Source organism: Coleofasciculus sp. LEGE 07092, assembly GCF_015207375.1.
In the GTDB taxonomy this organism is placed as follows: Bacteria; Cyanobacteriota; Cyanobacteriia; order Cyanobacteriales; family Coleofasciculaceae; genus LEGE-07092.
In genome coordinates this window covers 1-17,398 of record NZ_JADEWY010000039.1, presented here as the reverse complement: position 1 = coordinate 17,398, position 17,398 = coordinate 1, and the positions used below count along the sequence as shown (strand labels likewise).

The following is a 17,398-nucleotide window of genomic DNA, read 5'->3' as shown; positions in this document are numbered from 1 at the left end:
TTCCAAAAAATAAATGATCCCCTTCCGATAGGCATCTCATCTGTCAAGTCGTATATTTTTTCGTAAAAATATATATGATGAGTCTATGCTAGCTTCAATGCACTTAAAGCCGTTAAGCTTACCGTGCATATGACTAGCCACGTTGACGCAGGGTGCCATCAAGTTGCTAGTATTACAGTTTCAGCAGGGGCGCAAGCGTCCTCCGAAGTTTTCATGATCAGGGATGTTCTCTCAGAAAGTCCTCATACTGAGTCCCCTATTAGACTGAACAGGCTGAGTTTTGAGATTCAGCAAGCTCAGGAAACAATTTATGACTTTTTGTTGGAGACTGTTAGAGAGCAACCTCCAGAAAAAACATTGCAAGCCTTTAAACAGTTATTTATTGATTATGATGCATCCACAGGGAACCCAAGGGCAATTCAGGCAGTATCTGAACTGATTTTTGCCAATAACGAGCGAGAGTTTCGAGATACACTCAAACGGTCTTGCTATATCCTCATCAATAACTGGTATACCGCAAGAAATTATAACGCTAGCAAAGAACTCGTTGAACTATTTTTAGACGTTAATCTAAGCAAGAAAACCCTATCACCAACCCTGAGTCGTCAGAGAAGCTGGCTATTAAATTTTGTCAAAGGACAAGAATATTACGACCTGAAGCTATTTATCTCAAAGCATGACTCCTCAGACAAGGAATCTTGGTCTAGTCGTTACACATCTTATCTCCTCGTCCCTCAATATACGAATCCCCAAAATCCTGTAGAACAGCGAGAAGCGGCGAGAACGCTTTCCCAGAAACTTAAAGACAAATTTAAGTTTGAGTTAGCCATGTATACGGCGCGTTCTCAATCGGCTGTTCACAAAGCTCAAATTCCCGCCAATCCTACGGGACTTGGTGATAAAGTTTTGCATTTTATTAAAATGATTGTCGCTAGACATGGCTCCTTCAGCTATGAAAATTTGGCTCATATTTTCCTTGAACAAACCAGAGGCATTTATTACGATAACTTTAAAGGGTGCTTGCAGAACTATTTAATTTTTTCGGTTGAAAACAAAGATTTTGCTAAAACTTTTAATCAAAAACTCGCTGAAAAACTGGAAAGTCTATACAGGGATTATCATGAAGATCCAATCGATGATGCCTTGCTCCTGAGAACCTGCAACCGACTCATCGAATACCTAACCACCGAAGATCAACAAGAACCTTCACCCCTATTTATTTTATTAATGTCTCAAGGGCATCACCTAACCCTCGTGATTGTCCTGCTCAAACTTATCTTAATTTGTCCTAACGCTCGCGTTCATTTAGAAACCTGTATTGCGAAGCTGATTCAATACTATTCCACTTACCCAGAAGAGGAATGTAAGTGGGTTATTATTTTCTTTGAAGTTTTCAAAATCACCTTTGCTATTCATGCTGATAATGTCCAGTACAATTTGATTAAGATGGACAACAAAACAGCAAGCGATCGCTCTGATACAGCCTTAGATGCTTACCGCGTTTTTTCTCAACTGCGCAAATGCGCTACTCAAGACGCAGATGCAGAAAAAACCCTGCCTGAGTTTTCCAAGGAATAATGTACTGCTCCTCACCCATACCAGTACAATCTGTCATCGGTGTCACTCTCTCTCCAGTTAGAAAATCACAGGTTTTCAGTACAACCCAAATGCCACCTCAGCTAGAGGACGCGATCGCTTCTGCATCTGTACGATAGAGGACGGTTAGCAACATAAAGTTGGGAGTAGTGCGTGAAATAAACATTTAACCAACGTTTTGAAAAAACGGCATCTTAGACAAATCTTAACTATACTGCGAAAGGGATAAGTCCTGGATGTAGCTGTTGGCGCTTTATCAATCTAAATTCAACTTCAACACATTAAGGAGGTTTTATTATGAATCGAGTCATTACTTGGTTCCAGAGTATCCGGTGGGTTCGACTGGTAACAGTCTTTATCGCGGGTATGTTCGTGTTTGTTAGTACAGCTTGCGGCGGTCAAAAAGTATCAGCTAAAACTGCTGATCAAGTTCGGGAAGACGTTCCCGGTAGTGCTCTAACATCTCCCTATAAAGGTGGGATGAATAACTACAGCGATGTCGATCCTCGAATGAATACTAGCGACACGCAAGCTAAGACTAAGTCGCTAATTAATCGGGTAGAAAAGAACCTTCAGAAGGATAAGTATGAAGATGCTCCCTCTGTAGGCAAACAAGCTCAGAAAGCGGCGGGTAATATCCGAGATGCGGCTCAAAATCGAGCTGAAGACATATCCAAAGGAACTCAACGAGGCATCGAAAATATCAAAGGTAATACGGCGGATACTGCTGAAGATGCAGGTAAATTCGCCAAGCGCTCGGCTGAAGATGTAAAAGATAGCGCTCAACGGACAAGTAGAGAGGCGGCAAAGTCTACCAAGCGAGCGGCTGAAGATGTGTCTGATACCGTTCAAGACAAAGCTGAGGAAGCGGCTAAGTCTGCCAAACGTGCGGTGAATGACTAGTTACCGTAATTTCTGCTAATTGAGTCTGAAGAAATCTAACTAGTCTATACGTCCTAGCTGTTGTGTACTTGCAAACCACGACAGCTTATTTTTTTAGGGATTAACTTTGTGATTACTGAAGAAGCCAATATGATGATAGTGTTGCCTCTACAGGTGAACAGATACAAAATAGGCAATGGCAGACTATCTCAATCAGCCTAGAAAAGATGATGCGGTTCTGGGAACTCAAGCCTCAAGTTCTGTGGGAGAGGCGGTATTGGGGGGAATAGAAGGGGTTCGGTGGCGATTCACTGTGTCAGAAGAGTCGAGACATCCAGAACGCCTCCAGGTAAGACTTACGGCTCTCTATGATGCCCTCAATTACGGTCAAGTTGGTTTAATGGTACTGATTCAGGCGTTAGAAGATGACTTGTGGCAGATTCATCAAACAGCTTTTTCGTTATTACAGAAACACGCACCCATTCAAGCAGAATCGGCATTAGCCAACTATAGCAGCAGTCTGGGTAGTAAACTCCTTCAATGTTACGCAACTGGAGAACGTAATTTTGGGCAAGCCAATCTGAGCGGGATATGCTTGCAATGGGCTGATTTAAGTGACGCCAATTTCCGCGAGGCTAATCTGAGTGGGGCATATTTGAATCACGTCGATTTGACAGGTACAGATTTGAATCAAGCTAACTTGAGTCGAGCCATCTTAATGGGTGCAGAACTTAGTCAGGCAGACTTAAAAGAGGCTAATTTGAGTCAAGCATCCCTGCATCGGGCTAACCTGAGTCGGGCAAAGCTGAAGGGGGGTAATTTAAGAGGGATAGACTTAAGTGAAGCCAACCTGAATGAGGTTAACTTGAGTCAAGCGATCGCTACTTGGGCTAATCTGAAAGAGACCGATTTGAGTCAGGCTAATCTGAGTGGTACTAATCTTGTGGGAACTAACCTGACAGGAGCAAATTTGGGCGATGCCCATTTAGGTGACGCTAGACTGAAGGGGGTAAACTTGACCGATGCTAACCTAATGGGTGCCTTTTATAACGATAAGACGGAGTTTCCAATTGGGTTTACAGCCTACGGTCAAATGACCAAAGACTAATGACTAATGACCAATGCTCACTAACTCTGATCGTCTCAATACCACAAATACGACCCAAGGTCAAGACAATCCTCATCAAGCTTTGGTTGAGCAACTGGATTTGATGATCCGGGCGCGTTATCCCCTACTTTATATTGTTGGCGTTGAAGAAGAACCCATTGAGGAGGTTTTGCTCTCCGTTGCCTCGCAATCTCAGCCAGAGCGCCAAGTGTTGCTGTGGGATAGTGTTCGGGGTTGGGATGATAATGGGGCAGATAAGGGTTCGGTGATGGGGGCGCTGAGTCGGATTGGCAAAACTGACCCCCAGGCGAATACTCTATTTGTATTGCGGGATTTACACTTTATTCTGAAGAATCCCCAGAGCGATCGCAATGCGCCAGTTATCCGAGAACTCAAGAACCTCACCAAGGAACTCAAACGTTCTCGTAAAACCTTAATTCTCACCAGTCATACCTTAGAAGTGCCGCCGGAGTTGAGTGAGGAAGTCACGGTAATTGATTTCCCCTTACCCAATACAGAGGAAATTGATTACCTAATTAGCGCACTGGTATCCCCAGAAAAGCTGAAAGTTCTGGGATTGGCGCGGGAACAGTTAGTTAAAGCCTGTCAGGGATTGAGTCGTGCCAGAATTGCACGGGTGTTGGCGAAGGCGCTGGCGGCAAAACAACAGGTGAATGAAACCGATATTGATGGGGTATTGGAGGAGAAAAAGCAAGCGATTCGCCAAACGGGGATTTTAGAATTTTTCACCGCACGGGAATCCCTCAAGAATGTGGGGGGGTTGGAGAATCTCAAGCAATGGGTGCGGATGCGCCAGGATGCGTTTACGGAAGAGGCGCGGCGCTACGGTATCCCCAATCCCAAAGGGGTGTTGCTGGTGGGAATTCAAGGAACCGGGAAATCTCTATCTGCCAAAACCATTGCCCATGAATGGCGATTGCCGTTGTTAAGGTTAGATACGGGGCGGTTATTTGGTGGAATTGTCGGGGAGAGTGAGAGTCGCGTTCGGCAGATGATTCAAATTAGCGAAGCGATCGCTCCCTGTGTACTATGGATTGATGAAATAGATAAGGCGTTTGGTAATATCGCTGGTGGCGTTGATGGCGATTCGGGAACGTCTCGGCGGGTATTCGGTAGTTTGATTACCTGGATGCAGGAGAAGACAAGTCCAGTATTTATTGTGGCAACGGCTAATAATGTGCGAATTTTGCCTGCGGAGTTATTGCGGAAGGGGCGATTTGATGAGATTTTCTTCTTGAATTTGCCCACGGAACTGGAACGGCAGGAGATATTTAAGGTACACTTACAGCCGTTGCGCCCTTCCAGATTACGGGAGTTTGACTTAGGGCGAATGGCACGGCAGGCAGAGGATTTTAGCGGTGCTGAGATTGAGCAGGTTATTATAGATGCCATGCACCGAGCTTTTGGAACTGTGGTGAATGGGCAGCGCCGGGACTTTACCACTGAAGATATTTTACGGGCAATTGAGGAAACCGTACCCTTAGCTGCGATCGCCCGCGATCAAATTGAAGCCCTAAAACGCTGGGCAGCAGAGGCAGGGGCAAGAACGGCGTCGAATGATACTCAGTTAGTAGAGGAGTTGAAGCAGTTTACAATTCAGCGCGGAATAGGACCGCTGGAAGTCGATTGATAAGGGTATCCTTATAACATACACCCATCATCCGTAGTTACATGATATAGACAGATGCCTGTTCTACAAACCGACACTTCCGTTAAGATCATGTCACACTTCACTTCAATTAAAACCCAGATTAAAGATGTCAACGGCAGATGGCACGATTCGGGTAGTCGTGGCAAAATGGGTATAGTATTTTCTCTCCTATCCTTTTTTTCAATAGGGTTGTGACTTGTTAACCCAAAATCCAAAATCCAAACTCTAAAACCTAAAATCCCTATGTCTCACTTTACAACTATCAAAGTTCAGATTAAAAATGGCGAAGTTCTGCATCAAACGTTGCAGGAGTTGGGGTATCAAGTTGAGTGTGATACCTGGGTAAGGGGTTATCACGGTGATACCACTCAGGCTGAGTATGTAATTCGGCAGTCGAATGGCTACGATTTAGGTTTTCGCTGCAATGGGGAGAACTATGAATTGGTAGCAGATTTTTGGGGGGCGAGGATTAATCAGCAGGAGTTTATCAATTCAATTAATCAGAAGTATGGGCACAAAATGCTGATGCATTCGGTGCAGGAGCAGGGGTTTAATGTGGAGGAGGAAGAAACGTTAGACGACGGAACAGTTCGGGTAGTTGTGGGACGGTGGGTGTAGTGACTGAGTTCGGGAAATAAGGTTCCAGATACGGTTAACTCACAAATTTAATTTTTCGGTAACAATAGGGCTTGCGTAGTGGCGTACATTGAGTTTTCTTACCTACTCCCTACTCCCTACTCCCTACTCCCTATTCATTATCTTTTTTTTATTTTGTATTGAATATTTTTTAATGAGTCAATGTAGCTGATCCGATTCATAAAATAGCTACCCCCTCCTAGAGAATAATCTCTTCGTATCCGAGAATACATCCTCGCTTTACCCCAACTTCATTTCTACTCCTATCTAGGGATAATTTGGTAAAGCTTTGTAGAACCTTGGCTATAATTTTTGATGAAGAGTCACATTGCTCTCGACAAACATCTAGAATTAAGTTAGTCTGTATGACGAGGCGTAAGACGTGTAAGACGTTCTCTATAAAATTAACGCCTATTGGATAAAAACAGAGAAACTACAGCCATATTTCTCTGTTTGCCAAAAGAAGTTGAGAGTGCTAAGGGCTTCTACCTTTTCCGAATTAATTGTGATTCTATAAACTTCTTGGAGAGTCAAATCGGGTCATTTGCCAACGCAACATTAAAGGCGCTCCAAGAGCCAGCTTCAGGTATGCACTACTTCATTAATGCAGACAAAAATCTTTGTCTTTGTCTAACAAAAAATTCAGGGTAATGTCACCACAAAAGCTTTCTAGAGATTGAATGTCAAGGCTATTCAAGCCTTACAAGATTTAATTCCTCAAGCTTTTACTGCTCCTTAGTTATGGGAAGAGTTACTGATGGCAGCTCAACCAATTCCCTCCGTTGTTTCTACCAGTTCGTTAGCTGCACTCAAGCCAATCCAGATTCTTAGAAGCTTGCAGCGGCTTTTGCTAAGTGGTCAACTTTTGTTCACACAAGCACAAGGACAACAATGGAGCTTTTATCTCTATCTGGGCAGGCTCGTCTATGCAACAGGCGGAATGCACTCCGTTAGACGGTGGCATAGAAATTTAGCCGTTCACTGTCCCCAAATTGCCAGTCATGGTTCAACATGGCAGCGTGATTTGACTAGTATCGATGCCACCAATTGCTGGGATTATCAGTTGTTATGTTTATGGGTTCGGCAACAAAAAATCAGCCGAGAACAAGCCGCTAGAATGATTCGCTCTATCATTGTTGAGGCGTTGTTCGATCTCGGACAAACGGCAAATTTGACCCATCAAACCCAGAAAAACCAGTCGCTCCCCGTGAAACTGGTATTGATTGAAATAGAGCAGGTTATTGCAGAACTTCAACCACTTTGGCAGGCTTGGCAGAGTACTCCACTGGTTAGCTGTTCTCCAAACCAAGCACCTGTAATCAAGCAACCTGAGCTATTGCGAAAAAACGGATCGGAGCAAGTTTACCAAACACTAACCCATTTGCTTAATGGGCGGCGCACCTTACGCGACCTAGCAGTGCAATCCAAGCGGGATATTGTCGATGTAGCTCGTTCCCTCCAACCCTACGTGCAAGCGAAATGGGTAGAACTCATTATTATTCCTGATTTGCCCGTTCCCACACCGACAACTACGCCGATTCCTCCGAGAACGGCACCTACAAGGGTAAATCCTGTTCCTTCAAGAACACCACCCACAACGGCAAATCCAACAACTACCAGTTCTACCAAAGCCTTGGTTGCCTGTGTCGATGACAGTCTTTGGGTAATTCGCACGATGGAAAAGGTAATCGCAGCAGCAGGCTATCAGTTTCTGGGAGTCAATGATCCCTTGCGAGCGATTCCAATTCTCTTAGCACGCAAGCCGAATTTAATCTTTTTAGACTTAGTAATGCCAAATATCAATGGGTATGAAATTTGTACACAGTTACGCAAGCTTTCTTGCTTCCGTCAGACTCCGATTGTAATTTTGACAGGCAAGGATGGCGCAGCCGACCGCATTCATGCCAAATTTGTCGGAGCTTCTGACTTTTTGAGCAAGCCCCTAGATGCTAGGAAATTGCTCGATGTGCTTCGCAAGCACTTAAGCCAGGGTGTAACTGTTCATTAGTTAGGGACTTGCGACAACTAACTGCCCTTAACCAACCACTTTCTGCTCGTTATTCGTGAGGTAAATTCCATGGGAACCGCTCTAATTGTTGAAGATTCTATGACCGATATGCAGATTTTCACCAGTTGCTTGCAGCAAGGTGGAATCAATGTTGTATCTGCTTACAGCGGCGAAGAAGCTTTATCCAAAATCAACCAACACCGACCCGACATCATTGTTCTTGATATTGTTTTACCCGGTCGCAGTGGGTTTGAAGTCTGTCGTGACATTAAAACAGCGGCATCAACCAGCAATATTCCTATTGTTATCTGCTCTACAAAAGGAGGTGAAATGGATAAATTTTGGGGCATGAAACAAGGAGCGGATGCTTATCTAGCCAAACCCATTGATCAAGACGAATTTCTGCGTACTATCAAGCAGCTCATCCGAGTCTAAACCTGACAGGTTATCCGTGAAAGGTTGATTCGTAACCCATAAAGGTTGACGAGGTGTTAGATGGTGAGTTTAACGCCTACCATTTAACACCTACCTCCCACTACCGAATACCTAACACCTTTATCATGTTTGACTCTTTATCAGCTCAAGCTCCCCTGTCGTTATCTCTACAGACAAAAGCTTCATCGTCTGTACCTGCATCAGGTGCCACCGAGCAATTTTTGCGGTTTCATATGGAACCTGATACCAACGTACTGGTGCCAGTTCGACAAGTAACGGAGATACTGAGCATTCCCTTGGGACAAGTTGTGCCGATTTCTCACCGACCTGCCTGGGTGATGGGCGTCTACAACTGGCGAGGTGAAATCCTGTGGATTGTGGATATCGGACACCTAATCGGACTCACCCCCTGGTATCAGCAAAATACCCATACTTCAATTCACACAGCAATTGTACTCCACGTTCGCTCTAACCTAACACCTTCTACTAATACGAAGAGTCAGATGCTAGGACTAGTCGTTAATCGAGTAGAAGATATTGAGTGGTGCGATTCCGATTTAATCCAGTCTCCGCCCTCATCCTCAGAAACACCAAAACTCACGCCTTTTTTGCGCGGATACTGGTTGAAATCAACGGGTGAAATGTTAGCCGTTCTTGATGGTGCAGCTATTATTGCGTCAATGCCTAAAGTGTGAGGTTTAGTGGAAATTCTAGAAATCAGCAGTTAAAACTCAGAAGTCAGAAAATTATTTGATAGCCGACGTTCTGAAGTTCTGCCAACCATCCGCTTAGAAGCGGAACCATCTATCCATTGCAACCCATGAATTGCAAATTGCGCTTGATGCGTTACTCCCGGTAACGCCACGTTTTGCTGCCTTTGTCTTACACGTTATACATCTTACAATCTGCTCCCTAATTTTGAATAATGAGGTTTGTCTCATGACTAAAATGTCTCCCAATCCTACGTCCCAAAACAATACAAACAGTAAAGGTTCAGCCTCTAAAGACCTTGCCGTTAACGGTCACATGGCGAAAGAAGACTCTTTTCTTGCCGGTCAAGTTCTCCCCTCTAAACAATCAAAAGCCATCAAACCATCTGAACAACAGTGGGCAGGAAGCAAGATAACGTCTCAAACCAGTTCTCTCCAAACGCGACCGACACGTTGGTGGCAAGGTCAGAATCTGCGAGCCAAAGCCACCATTATCGCCATTGCCATTGGTACGATTCCGGTTGTGTTAACGGGTATCACTGGTTACTATTTCGCTGACCGCTCTATCTATCGACAAATTTCTACAACCAAAGTAGCGCGTGCCACTGGTGCGGAAGACAAGGTTGCCCGCTTCATGCGGGAGCGTTACGGGGATATTCAGATATTAGCGTCTCGTGACTTTCTGACCGATCCGGAATACAGAGATAAGATTACTCAGGCGGAAAAGGAAGCCGCCTTCAACGAGACTATCGAAGCGTACCGGGTCTATGACTTGATTTCAGTCGTAGACCTGAAAGGAAACGTAATTCTTAAATCGAAGAGCGACCCCCTCCCGAACCAAAGCGAGCGTGAATATTTTAAGAAGGTACTCGAAACCGGTCAGCCCTACATTTCTAGCCCCATTGCTCCTGCTGTTTCTGATTTACCAGAAGAACCCATTATTAACATCGGAGCACCGGTTAAAGATAAAGTCACGGGCAAGATTATCGGAGTGATCCGCGCTCGTCTGCCCATGGCTAGTATCGATGAACTGATTCAAAACTTCGGTACAGAGGGTGACGAATATTATCTGATTGACCCCGCAACCCAGAAAATTTTCGTGGCTTCCGAAGGGGAGGAGGATAAACTTCTCAAAGAATCTGAACCTGTTTTTCCAGGCTTGCCTAAACTCGTTACGGCAGGGGATACCGGCAGTTCAGTCTTTACCGATGAGCTAGACAAGACGAGGAAACTGTTCGCCTATGCCAAGTTTCACCCCCTAGAAGGCTTACCCGATTTGGGGTGGCAAGCGGTCATTGCTACGCCGACTAAGATTGCGTTTGATCCACAGGATCAGTTATTCTTGACCCTTGCAATTGGTACAGTGGTAGCCGCTTTGGGGGTGGCGGCAGTTGCTACTTTAATTGCCAACCGAGCCACACTACCAATTGTGACAGCCGCCGGTGCGGTGAGCAAAATCGGTCAGGGAGAACTAGACACCCGCTTGGAAGTGGAAGGGGAAGACGAACTCGCCGAGTTGGGTTCTAACATCAACAACATGGCTCAACAGTTAGAGGAGTTTGTGCGGGAACAAACCCTATCGGCTGAACAAGCCCGCTTGTTGGCAGAAGTTACCAGTGTGCGTTCCTTTGGTGAGCAAGCCGTTCAAGATATTTTCGATACCGTTGTGGTGGGCGCTCGCAAACTCTTTAATGCTGACCGTATCGTTATGTATCGCTTCAAGTCAGATGGCAGTGGCGAGGTTGTTGCCGAATCAGTGGCGTCTGGCTGGCCCCACGCCCTCAACAGCAACCTCAAGCACCCCCCCCTTGCCCAACACTTGCTGGAAGTTTTTAGCGAGAGCGGGATGCTCGTGACGAATAACATTTCGACAGGGGGTTTCCCTGCTGATCACTTAAAATTCACGGAACGCTTGGAAGTCAAAGCGAGTTTAGATGCTCTGGTTTTCAACCAAGGTCAGCCCTTTGGTTTCTTGAGCGTTCACTACTGCACCGATGCTCACGAGTGGGAGCCTTCTGAAATAGACTTCCTGAAGCGCTTGGCAGAGCAAATGCGACTCGCTCTAGACCGCGTTACCCTACTTGAAGAAACGCGAAACCTGGCGGAAGAACAGCGGGAGCTGAAAGAAAGTTTGCAAAAACGAGCCTTGGAACTCCTGAAAGAGGTAGACCCGATTAGTAAGGGAGACCTAACCATTCGAGCCAGGGTAACGGAAGACGAAATCGGCACAATTGCAGACTCCTACAACGCTACCATTTCTAACTTGCGGAAAATTGTACTTCAGGTACAAGACGCTGCGGGTAAAGTAGCCGACACCACCACCCTGAACGAAGCGTCGGTACAATCCCTAGCGGCGGAAGCCTTGCGACAAGCCGAAGAAATTGGGTCAGCTCTTGAGCAAGCTCAAGAAATGGCTCAATCCGTGCGATTGGTTGCAAACAGCGCCGAACAAGCCATGGAAGCTGTACAACAAGCCTCCCAAACGGTGGAAGAAGGGGATTTGGCGATGAACCGTACTGTTGATGGTATTCTTGGCATCCGAGAAACAGTAGCAGAAACGGCGAAAAAAGTCAAACGTCTAGGGGAATCGTCCCAAAAGATTTCCACCGTCGTTAACCTGATTAGCACCTTCGCCGCCCAAACCAACTTGTTGGCGCTCAACGCTTCTATTGAGGCAGCACGAGCGGGTGAAGAAGGTCGGGGCTTCGCGGTGGTTGCCGACGAAGTGCGATCGCTGGCACAACAATCAGCAGATGCAACCAGCGAAATCGAAAAGCTCGTTGCTGGTATTCAGGCAGAAACGAACGAGGTGGTAGCCGCCATGGAATCGGGTACTGAGCAGGTGGTTGAGGGTACGAAACTCGTGGACGAAACCCGCACCTCCCTGAACAAAATTACCGCTGCATCCGGCAAGATCAGCAACTTGGTAGAAGCCATTACCCAAGCCACTTTGTTACAAGCTCACGCCTCTGAATCTGTGACCCAAACCATGAACAACGTGGCTAAGATTGCTGCTCAGACTTCAACAGAAGCTAGCAACGTATCGACCTCATTTGAAGAACTGCGAAAAGTTGCGCAAACCCTGCAACAGGAAGTCGGTCAGTTCAAGTTGAACTAGTTATTTGTCCTTTGTCATTAGTCATTTGTCCTTTGTCAAATGACTAATGACTAATAACCAATGACCAACCATGTCAATTAATCCTGATATTCGCGACCAAGCCTATCAGTTTTTTATTGCAGAGGCTCCCGATCTCTTGCAGGTAATCGAGGCTGGTTTGCTTACTCTTAAACAAGAGCGCAGCACGCCCAAAGTTCATGAACTCATGCGAGCCGCCCACTCCCTGAAAGGTGGAGCCGCTAGCGTCGAACTTGAGGCGATCGCTACAATCGCTCACCGTCTAGAAAATATTTTCAAGGCGCTTTACTCGGAAACCGTCGAAATTGATACCGACCTAGAAAACCAACTCTTACAGGCTTATGATTGTCTGAGCTTACCCCTAAAATCACAAATTTCTACAGGTCAATTTGACGTTGAGAAAGTCTTAGCTAATTCTATTCCCGTCTTTGACCAGATTGAGGAACGACTAGGGGATGCCCTGAAGGAAACAGACACCTATATTCCTACTTCGGCAGAATTAGGTGTTAGCCTCGCCGCGTCAATTTTTGAAGTGGATGTGGCTGAGGGATTGGAACGCCTAGAAGCAATTGTGGCTCACCCCGATAACTATGAAGTCGGGGGCGAATTGCGAGCGCAAGTCGAGGTGTTTTCTGGGTTTGCTGAGTTTCTGAGCCTACCGGGGTTTGGCGCAATTGCCCAAACAACTCTACACGCCCTCGATACTCACCCCAACCGCGCCTTAGAAATTACGCAACTGGCATTGGCTGATTTTCAGCTCAGTCGAGAAGTGGTACTAGGGGGTGATACAACCGAGGGGGGGAGTCCCTCTGCGGCTTTAGTTGCCCTCGCTGATGCTACTGCTGAGACAGAACTGGCTGCCTCAGAATCAACTCTCTCCGGTCTGGCGGAATTCTTTAGCGACTCTGCCGATACCCAAGAAGTCGTTGAGGTGGTCGTTGAGCTTCGCCGAAACGCAGAATGGGTAGCAGACGATGCTCCGATGACTATCGGAGAAACATTCTCCTTAGAAGAGGTTTTTGGCAGTGCTGTTCCTCTTGCTGAAACAGAAGCTAATCCAGAACTGGCAGTCGAGGCAGACGTTTCCCCCATTACAAAGGATACACCAGAAACTCTAGAAGTAGCCTTTGAATCGATTCAGGAAATGTTCGATCACCTGCCGTCTATCCAGGAAGTTTCTCAGTTAGATTTGGTGGGTTTTGCATCATCAGCAAACAGTAGTATAGTTCCGGTAGAGCCAGTATCGGGTATAGTATCCCAGTCGAGGCAATTAACAGGCGATACTCTCACACCCACATCGCCAATCAATCGCCAAAGTCAGGTTTCTCCCACCCCTACCCTTTCCGTGCGGGTTGATTTAGACCGACTCGAGAGGATGAATAACTTGGTGGGTGAATTAGCAATTAACCGTAATGGTCTTTCTCTGCAAAACCAGCAATTGCAGGGTTCGGTGCGGGAATTGCTGAATCGATTTTCTCGATTTCAGGGAATCGTGAACTATTTGCAAGAGTTATCCGACCAAATGCTGATGGCTCCAGAACGTTACGGAATTGCCTGGAGAAAGCCGGACGGCAGAAATAGAAAGGGTAACGGGGGTTCGGGACGATTCCCGAATCCGAACGAGCCAACGGATAATTCTGTTCATCCTGCATCTGTGGCAGTTCATTCTTTACCGGACTTTGACACCCTAGAAATGGACAGCTATGGGGCTGTGCATTCCCAGATTCAGGGAATTCTTGAGGAAATGGTGCAGCTTGAAGAATCGGTTAATGATATTGCCCTGTTCGCTAAAAAATCCGATCGCACTCTGGAAAACCAGCGACAAATGCTAACTCACCTGCGGGATGAGTTGATGTGGGCGCGGATGTTACCGATTGGGGAAGTACTTAATCGATTCCCTCGGGTATTACGTGAGTTGTCTACCACTTATACCAAACCGGTTAACCTGAAACTGGCGGGTACGGGGGTACTGGTGGACAAGGCGGTGCTGGAAAAGCTCTATGATCCGCTACTGCACTTGCTGCGGAATGCTTTTGACCATGGGATAGAATCCCCTGACATTCGGCGTCAGCAGGGGAAATCGGAGCAAGGTCAAATTGAAATTCGGGCGTATCATAAGGGAAGTCAAACGGTTATTGAAGTCAAAGATGATGGTCAAGGACTCAATACCGACCGGATTGGTCGTCGGGTAGCGGAACTGAACTTGTTGTCTGCCGACCAACTGACGACTACTTCTCCGACTCGCTTATGGGAATTCATTTTTGAGCCAGGATTTTCGACAGCGGAGCAGGTGAGCAAACTGTCTGGGCGGGGAGTTGGGTTGGATGTGGTGCGGACGCAACTGCGAGCGGTTAAAGGTACGATTTCTGTGAACTCTTTACCCGGACAGGGAACAACCTTTACCTTACGTCTACCCTTAACACTCACGATCGCAAAGTTACTGGTCTGTTTCATCCGTTCGACAGCTCTAGCTCTGCCATCGGACAGTATTGAAGAAATTGTCATTCCCCGAGCGGGTCAAGTCAAACAATCGGGTTCTCAGCGCTTTTTGCACTGGCGGGGACAATTGGTTCCCGCGTATCGACTCGTTGACTTGTTGGACTATGGCTGCCCCTTACCAGAAACCACTGCTAGTAAAGCCTTGGTTGCTGTCCCTGCTCCGGAGACGTGGGCATTGCCGATGCTTCTGTTGCGCCAAGGGCATAAGGTGTTTGCTCTAGAAATTGATCGTCTGGTGACAGAGCAAGAATTGGTAATCAAACCCTTTGGTTCTGTTATCGCTCCTCCCAGTTATGCCTACGGCTGCACCATTTTGGGCGATGGTAGTGTGATTCCGGTACTTGATGCTATTGCTTTACTGGAATTTTCCCACGGGCAAACGACGGAGGCAACTCCGAATACTAGTTTGGATCTGTCTAATGACAGTGTGGTGGATGGATCTGGGGGATTCGATGCTAGCAGAACGATTCAAGCTCCTACGGTATTGGTAGTTGATGATGCCGTTGCCCTGCGGCAAACCCTAGCGCTGACGTTGGAACGAGCAGGCTTGCGGGTTTTGCAGGCACGGGATGGGCTCGAAGCGATCGAACGGTTGCGGCAAAGTGCATCAGTGCAGTTGGTGATTTGCGATGTTGAAATGCCCAATATGAACGGGTTTGAGTTTCTCACTCAACGCCGCCAAGACTCTCAACTGTCCCAAGTTCCCGTCGCCATGCTCACTTCTCGCAGCAGCAACAAGCATCGATGGTTAGCCATGCAGCTCGGTGCTAGCGCTTACTTTACCAAGCCTTACCTTGAACAAGAGTTTTTACGGGCGATCAAAGACATCATCCGTGAAAACAACCCGAAAGCATCTATTCAATAGAACTCTTGCTACTCCCCACTCCCTACTCCCCATTCCCCACTCCCCACTCCCTACTCCCCATTCCCTACTCCCTATTTCTGCAAAAACTAATCATCACGTTTTCTCAAGTACTTTCTAGACTATGAATAGTAATTTGGTCAACTCCCAATCTGATGAGTTTCAACAAACAAAGCCAGAGAAAGCTCCATCTATTCTGAAATTAATTGTGTTTATCATTGGCAACCTCAATCTCGCTTTACCGATTGAATCAGTCTACAAGGTGTTGAATCGCACCCCTGTGTATGGGAGCGGGATTAAGCAAGTGGGAGTCTCTCATATTGATAATCAAGAAATCACGGTACTCGACTTGTATCAGCGATTTTTCAAATCTGAGCAACCCTCTGACTCTGAGCAACGGGGTTATCTAGTCACCGTGCAGAGTAAAATGGGTGAGCTTTACGGTATTCCCGTTACTGATACACCGATCTTAATGGATGTACCGCTATCAGCCGTTCGCCTTTTACCCGAGTCTTACCGCCGTTCTGAGACAGTAGATATCGCCCGTCATGTTGCTGTAATTCCCCAAGATTCAGCATCGCTCACTGTCTTTTTGCTAGATACTGAGCTTTTGTTGACTAAGATGACTAAGGATTTATGAGTTAAGCGATCGCACGTTTTATTTTAGAGGGAAAAGGGAAGGTTAACGATTTGTTCTCTCCTTTCCTCCTTCCTCTAACGCAGAAATGTTAAATTCAGGGATATCCTATCCCTAAAAATAGATACGTTACACCTATAACAAACCAAGTTTTCTCAACGGAAAACTATTTTTTTAGCCAATAAACCTAACCGATAGTTTCACATATATAGCAGTGGACACATATCTTAGGACAAACTCTGGTAGAGACGTTCCGCCGGAACGTCTCTACTAAATTCATATATGTCCTAACCGTCTTGGCAGTTGCTATAAAAGTTTGCAAATAGCCGAATTTGTTTAATAGCTTATCACCAAATTATTTCGATATATTAACTAATTGCCGCAAGACATAAGCCATTAATGAGGATGATTTTTTGCTTGAAAATTATGCAATTTTGATAAAAAATTAATAAAATAGGCAAGTGAGCATAAATGACTAAAAATTTGGTAAACACTCACTCTTACCCGTAGCCAACAGATATTGCTGCCCATCTCTGGCATTTTTGGCAAGAGTAGAGGAATAATAAATAGCAGCGCCGTAATTTAGGAGCTAGACAATGGCACGAACTGCCTCAACAATGTTGCCCTTAGGCACCAAAGCCCCAAATTTCCAATTGTCGGATGCCGTATCCGGCAAGACCATTTCCCTAGAGACATTTGAGGGCAAGCAGGCATTACTCGTGATGTTTATCTGCCGTCACTGTCCCTTCGTCAAGCACATACAGGGGGAACTCGCACAAATTGGTAAGGATTATGCCAATGCTGATGTCGGTATTGTGGCAATTAGCGCCAACGATGCCGGCAACTACCCAGACGATGCCCCGGACAAGCTCAAAGAAATGGCACAGCAGTTGGGATTTACCTTTCCCTTGTGCTACGACGAGAGCCAAGAAACTGCCAAAACCTATACAGCCGCTTGTACCCCAGACTTCTTTCTCTTCGAGAGCGATCGCAAATTAGTCTACCGGGGTCAACTTGATGATAGCCGTCCCGGTAACGACAAACCCATTAACGGGAAAGATTTGCGAGCTGCCATTGATGCAGTATTGGCAAACTCTCCAGTTGACTCCGACCAAAAGCCCAGTATCGGTTGCAACATCAAATGGAAGCCTGGGAATGAACCCGCTTATTACGGTGCCTGAAGAAGGAAATGATGGAGACAAGGGGGACAAGGAGAC

The 17,398-nt window shown here is 46.2% G+C and carries 14 protein-coding genes; 13 read left to right on the top strand and 1 reads right to left on the bottom strand.

The genetic code is table 11. The annotated features are described in order from the left end of the window. Nucleotides 1–129: 129 nt before the first annotated feature. The 9 genes from IQ257_RS11810 (at nucleotide 130) to IQ257_RS11770 (ending at nucleotide 9,032) form a co-directional block, all read left to right on the top strand. Nucleotides 130–1,578: a hypothetical protein gene (locus IQ257_RS11810; protein ID WP_228060639.1), complete on the top strand. Its 1,449-nt coding sequence runs from the start codon at nucleotides 130–132 to the stop codon at nucleotides 1,576–1,578. Then, nucleotides 1,578–1,715, top strand: coding sequence for a hypothetical protein (locus IQ257_RS11805; RefSeq protein ID WP_193873471.1), 138 nt, complete (start codon nucleotides 1,578–1,580; stop codon nucleotides 1,713–1,715). The genes IQ257_RS11810 and IQ257_RS11805 overlap by 1 nt, the downstream gene beginning before the upstream one ends. 178 nt (nucleotides 1,716–1,893) lie before the next feature. Next, nucleotides 1,894–2,499, top strand: a complete 606-nt coding sequence (locus IQ257_RS11800) for a DUF6658 family protein (RefSeq protein ID WP_193873470.1) — start codon at nucleotides 1,894–1,896, stop codon at nucleotides 2,497–2,499. Between the two features lie 175 nt (nucleotides 2,500–2,674). Next, complete coding sequence (locus IQ257_RS11795) at nucleotides 2,675–3,586, top strand: pentapeptide repeat-containing protein (RefSeq protein WP_193873469.1); 912 nt, start codon at nucleotides 2,675–2,677, stop codon at nucleotides 3,584–3,586. A gap of 13 nt (nucleotides 3,587–3,599) precedes the next feature. Next, entirely contained in the window at nucleotides 3,600–5,237 is a 1,638-nt protein-coding gene (locus IQ257_RS11790) for an AAA family ATPase (protein WP_193873468.1), read from the top strand. 264 nt (nucleotides 5,238–5,501) lie between these two features. Continuing rightward, a complete protein-coding gene (locus IQ257_RS11785) occupies nucleotides 5,502–5,876 on the top strand; it encodes a DUF1257 domain-containing protein (RefSeq protein ID WP_193873467.1) in 375 nt (124 codons plus the stop codon). 775 nt (nucleotides 5,877–6,651) lie between these two features. Next, entirely contained in the window at nucleotides 6,652–7,902 is a 1,251-nt protein-coding gene (locus tag IQ257_RS11780; RefSeq protein ID WP_193873466.1) for a response regulator, read from the top strand. A 69-nt stretch (nucleotides 7,903–7,971) separates the two neighbouring features. Beyond that, entirely contained in the window at nucleotides 7,972–8,337 is a 366-nt protein-coding gene (locus IQ257_RS11775; protein WP_193873465.1) for a response regulator transcription factor, read from the top strand. Nucleotides 8,338–8,462: 125 nt separating this feature from the next. Further along, nucleotides 8,463–9,032, top strand: coding sequence for a chemotaxis protein CheW (locus IQ257_RS11770; protein WP_193873464.1), 570 nt, complete (start codon nucleotides 8,463–8,465; stop codon nucleotides 9,030–9,032). Between the two features lie 29 nt (nucleotides 9,033–9,061). Here IQ257_RS11770 and IQ257_RS11765 read toward each other — a convergent pair whose 3' ends face one another. Beyond that, nucleotides 9,062–9,202: a hypothetical protein gene (locus IQ257_RS11765; RefSeq protein ID WP_193873463.1), complete on the bottom strand. Its 141-nt coding sequence runs from the start codon at nucleotides 9,200–9,202 to the stop codon at nucleotides 9,062–9,064. A 74-nt stretch (nucleotides 9,203–9,276) separates the two neighbouring features. Here IQ257_RS11765 and IQ257_RS11760 point away from each other — a divergent pair, with 74 nt between their 5' ends. From IQ257_RS11760 to IQ257_RS11745, 4 genes are all read left to right on the top strand, one after another. After that, entirely contained in the window at nucleotides 9,277–12,165 is a 2,889-nt protein-coding gene (locus tag IQ257_RS11760; protein ID WP_228060638.1) for a methyl-accepting chemotaxis protein, read from the top strand. 70 nt (nucleotides 12,166–12,235) lie between these two features. Then, complete coding sequence (locus tag IQ257_RS11755; protein WP_193873462.1) at nucleotides 12,236–15,547, top strand: hybrid sensor histidine kinase/response regulator; 3,312 nt, start codon at nucleotides 12,236–12,238, stop codon at nucleotides 15,545–15,547. A gap of 121 nt (nucleotides 15,548–15,668) precedes the next feature. Further along, on the top strand, nucleotides 15,669–16,184 hold the full coding sequence (locus tag IQ257_RS11750; protein ID WP_193882769.1) for a chemotaxis protein CheW: 516 nt from the start codon (nucleotides 15,669–15,671) through the stop codon (nucleotides 16,182–16,184). Between the two features lie 593 nt (nucleotides 16,185–16,777). After that, a complete protein-coding gene (locus tag IQ257_RS11745) occupies nucleotides 16,778–17,362 on the top strand; it encodes a thioredoxin family protein (protein ID WP_193882766.1) in 585 nt (194 codons plus the stop codon). Nucleotides 17,363–17,398: the final 36 nt, after the last annotated feature.

Coding starts and splice junctions, on each gene's coding strand:
- IQ257_RS11810 (WP_228060639.1), top strand. CDS start 130: ATGACTAGCCACGTTGACGCAGGGTGCCATCAAGTTGCTAGTATTACA.
- IQ257_RS11805 (WP_193873471.1), top strand. CDS start 1,578: ATGTACTGCTCCTCACCCATACCAGTACAATCTGTCATCGGTGTCACT.
- IQ257_RS11800 (WP_193873470.1), top strand. CDS start 1,894: ATGAATCGAGTCATTACTTGGTTCCAGAGTATCCGGTGGGTTCGACTG.
- IQ257_RS11795 (WP_193873469.1), top strand. CDS start 2,675: ATGGCAGACTATCTCAATCAGCCTAGAAAAGATGATGCGGTTCTGGGA.
- IQ257_RS11790 (WP_193873468.1), top strand. CDS start 3,600: ATGCTCACTAACTCTGATCGTCTCAATACCACAAATACGACCCAAGGT.
- IQ257_RS11785 (WP_193873467.1), top strand. CDS start 5,502: ATGTCTCACTTTACAACTATCAAAGTTCAGATTAAAAATGGCGAAGTT.
- IQ257_RS11780 (WP_193873466.1), top strand. CDS start 6,652: ATGGCAGCTCAACCAATTCCCTCCGTTGTTTCTACCAGTTCGTTAGCT.
- IQ257_RS11775 (WP_193873465.1), top strand. CDS start 7,972: ATGGGAACCGCTCTAATTGTTGAAGATTCTATGACCGATATGCAGATT.
- IQ257_RS11770 (WP_193873464.1), top strand. CDS start 8,463: ATGTTTGACTCTTTATCAGCTCAAGCTCCCCTGTCGTTATCTCTACAG.
- IQ257_RS11760 (WP_228060638.1), top strand. CDS start 9,277: ATGACTAAAATGTCTCCCAATCCTACGTCCCAAAACAATACAAACAGT.
- IQ257_RS11755 (WP_193873462.1), top strand. CDS start 12,236: ATGTCAATTAATCCTGATATTCGCGACCAAGCCTATCAGTTTTTTATT.
- IQ257_RS11750 (WP_193882769.1), top strand. CDS start 15,669: ATGAATAGTAATTTGGTCAACTCCCAATCTGATGAGTTTCAACAAACA.
- IQ257_RS11745 (WP_193882766.1), top strand. CDS start 16,778: ATGGCACGAACTGCCTCAACAATGTTGCCCTTAGGCACCAAAGCCCCA.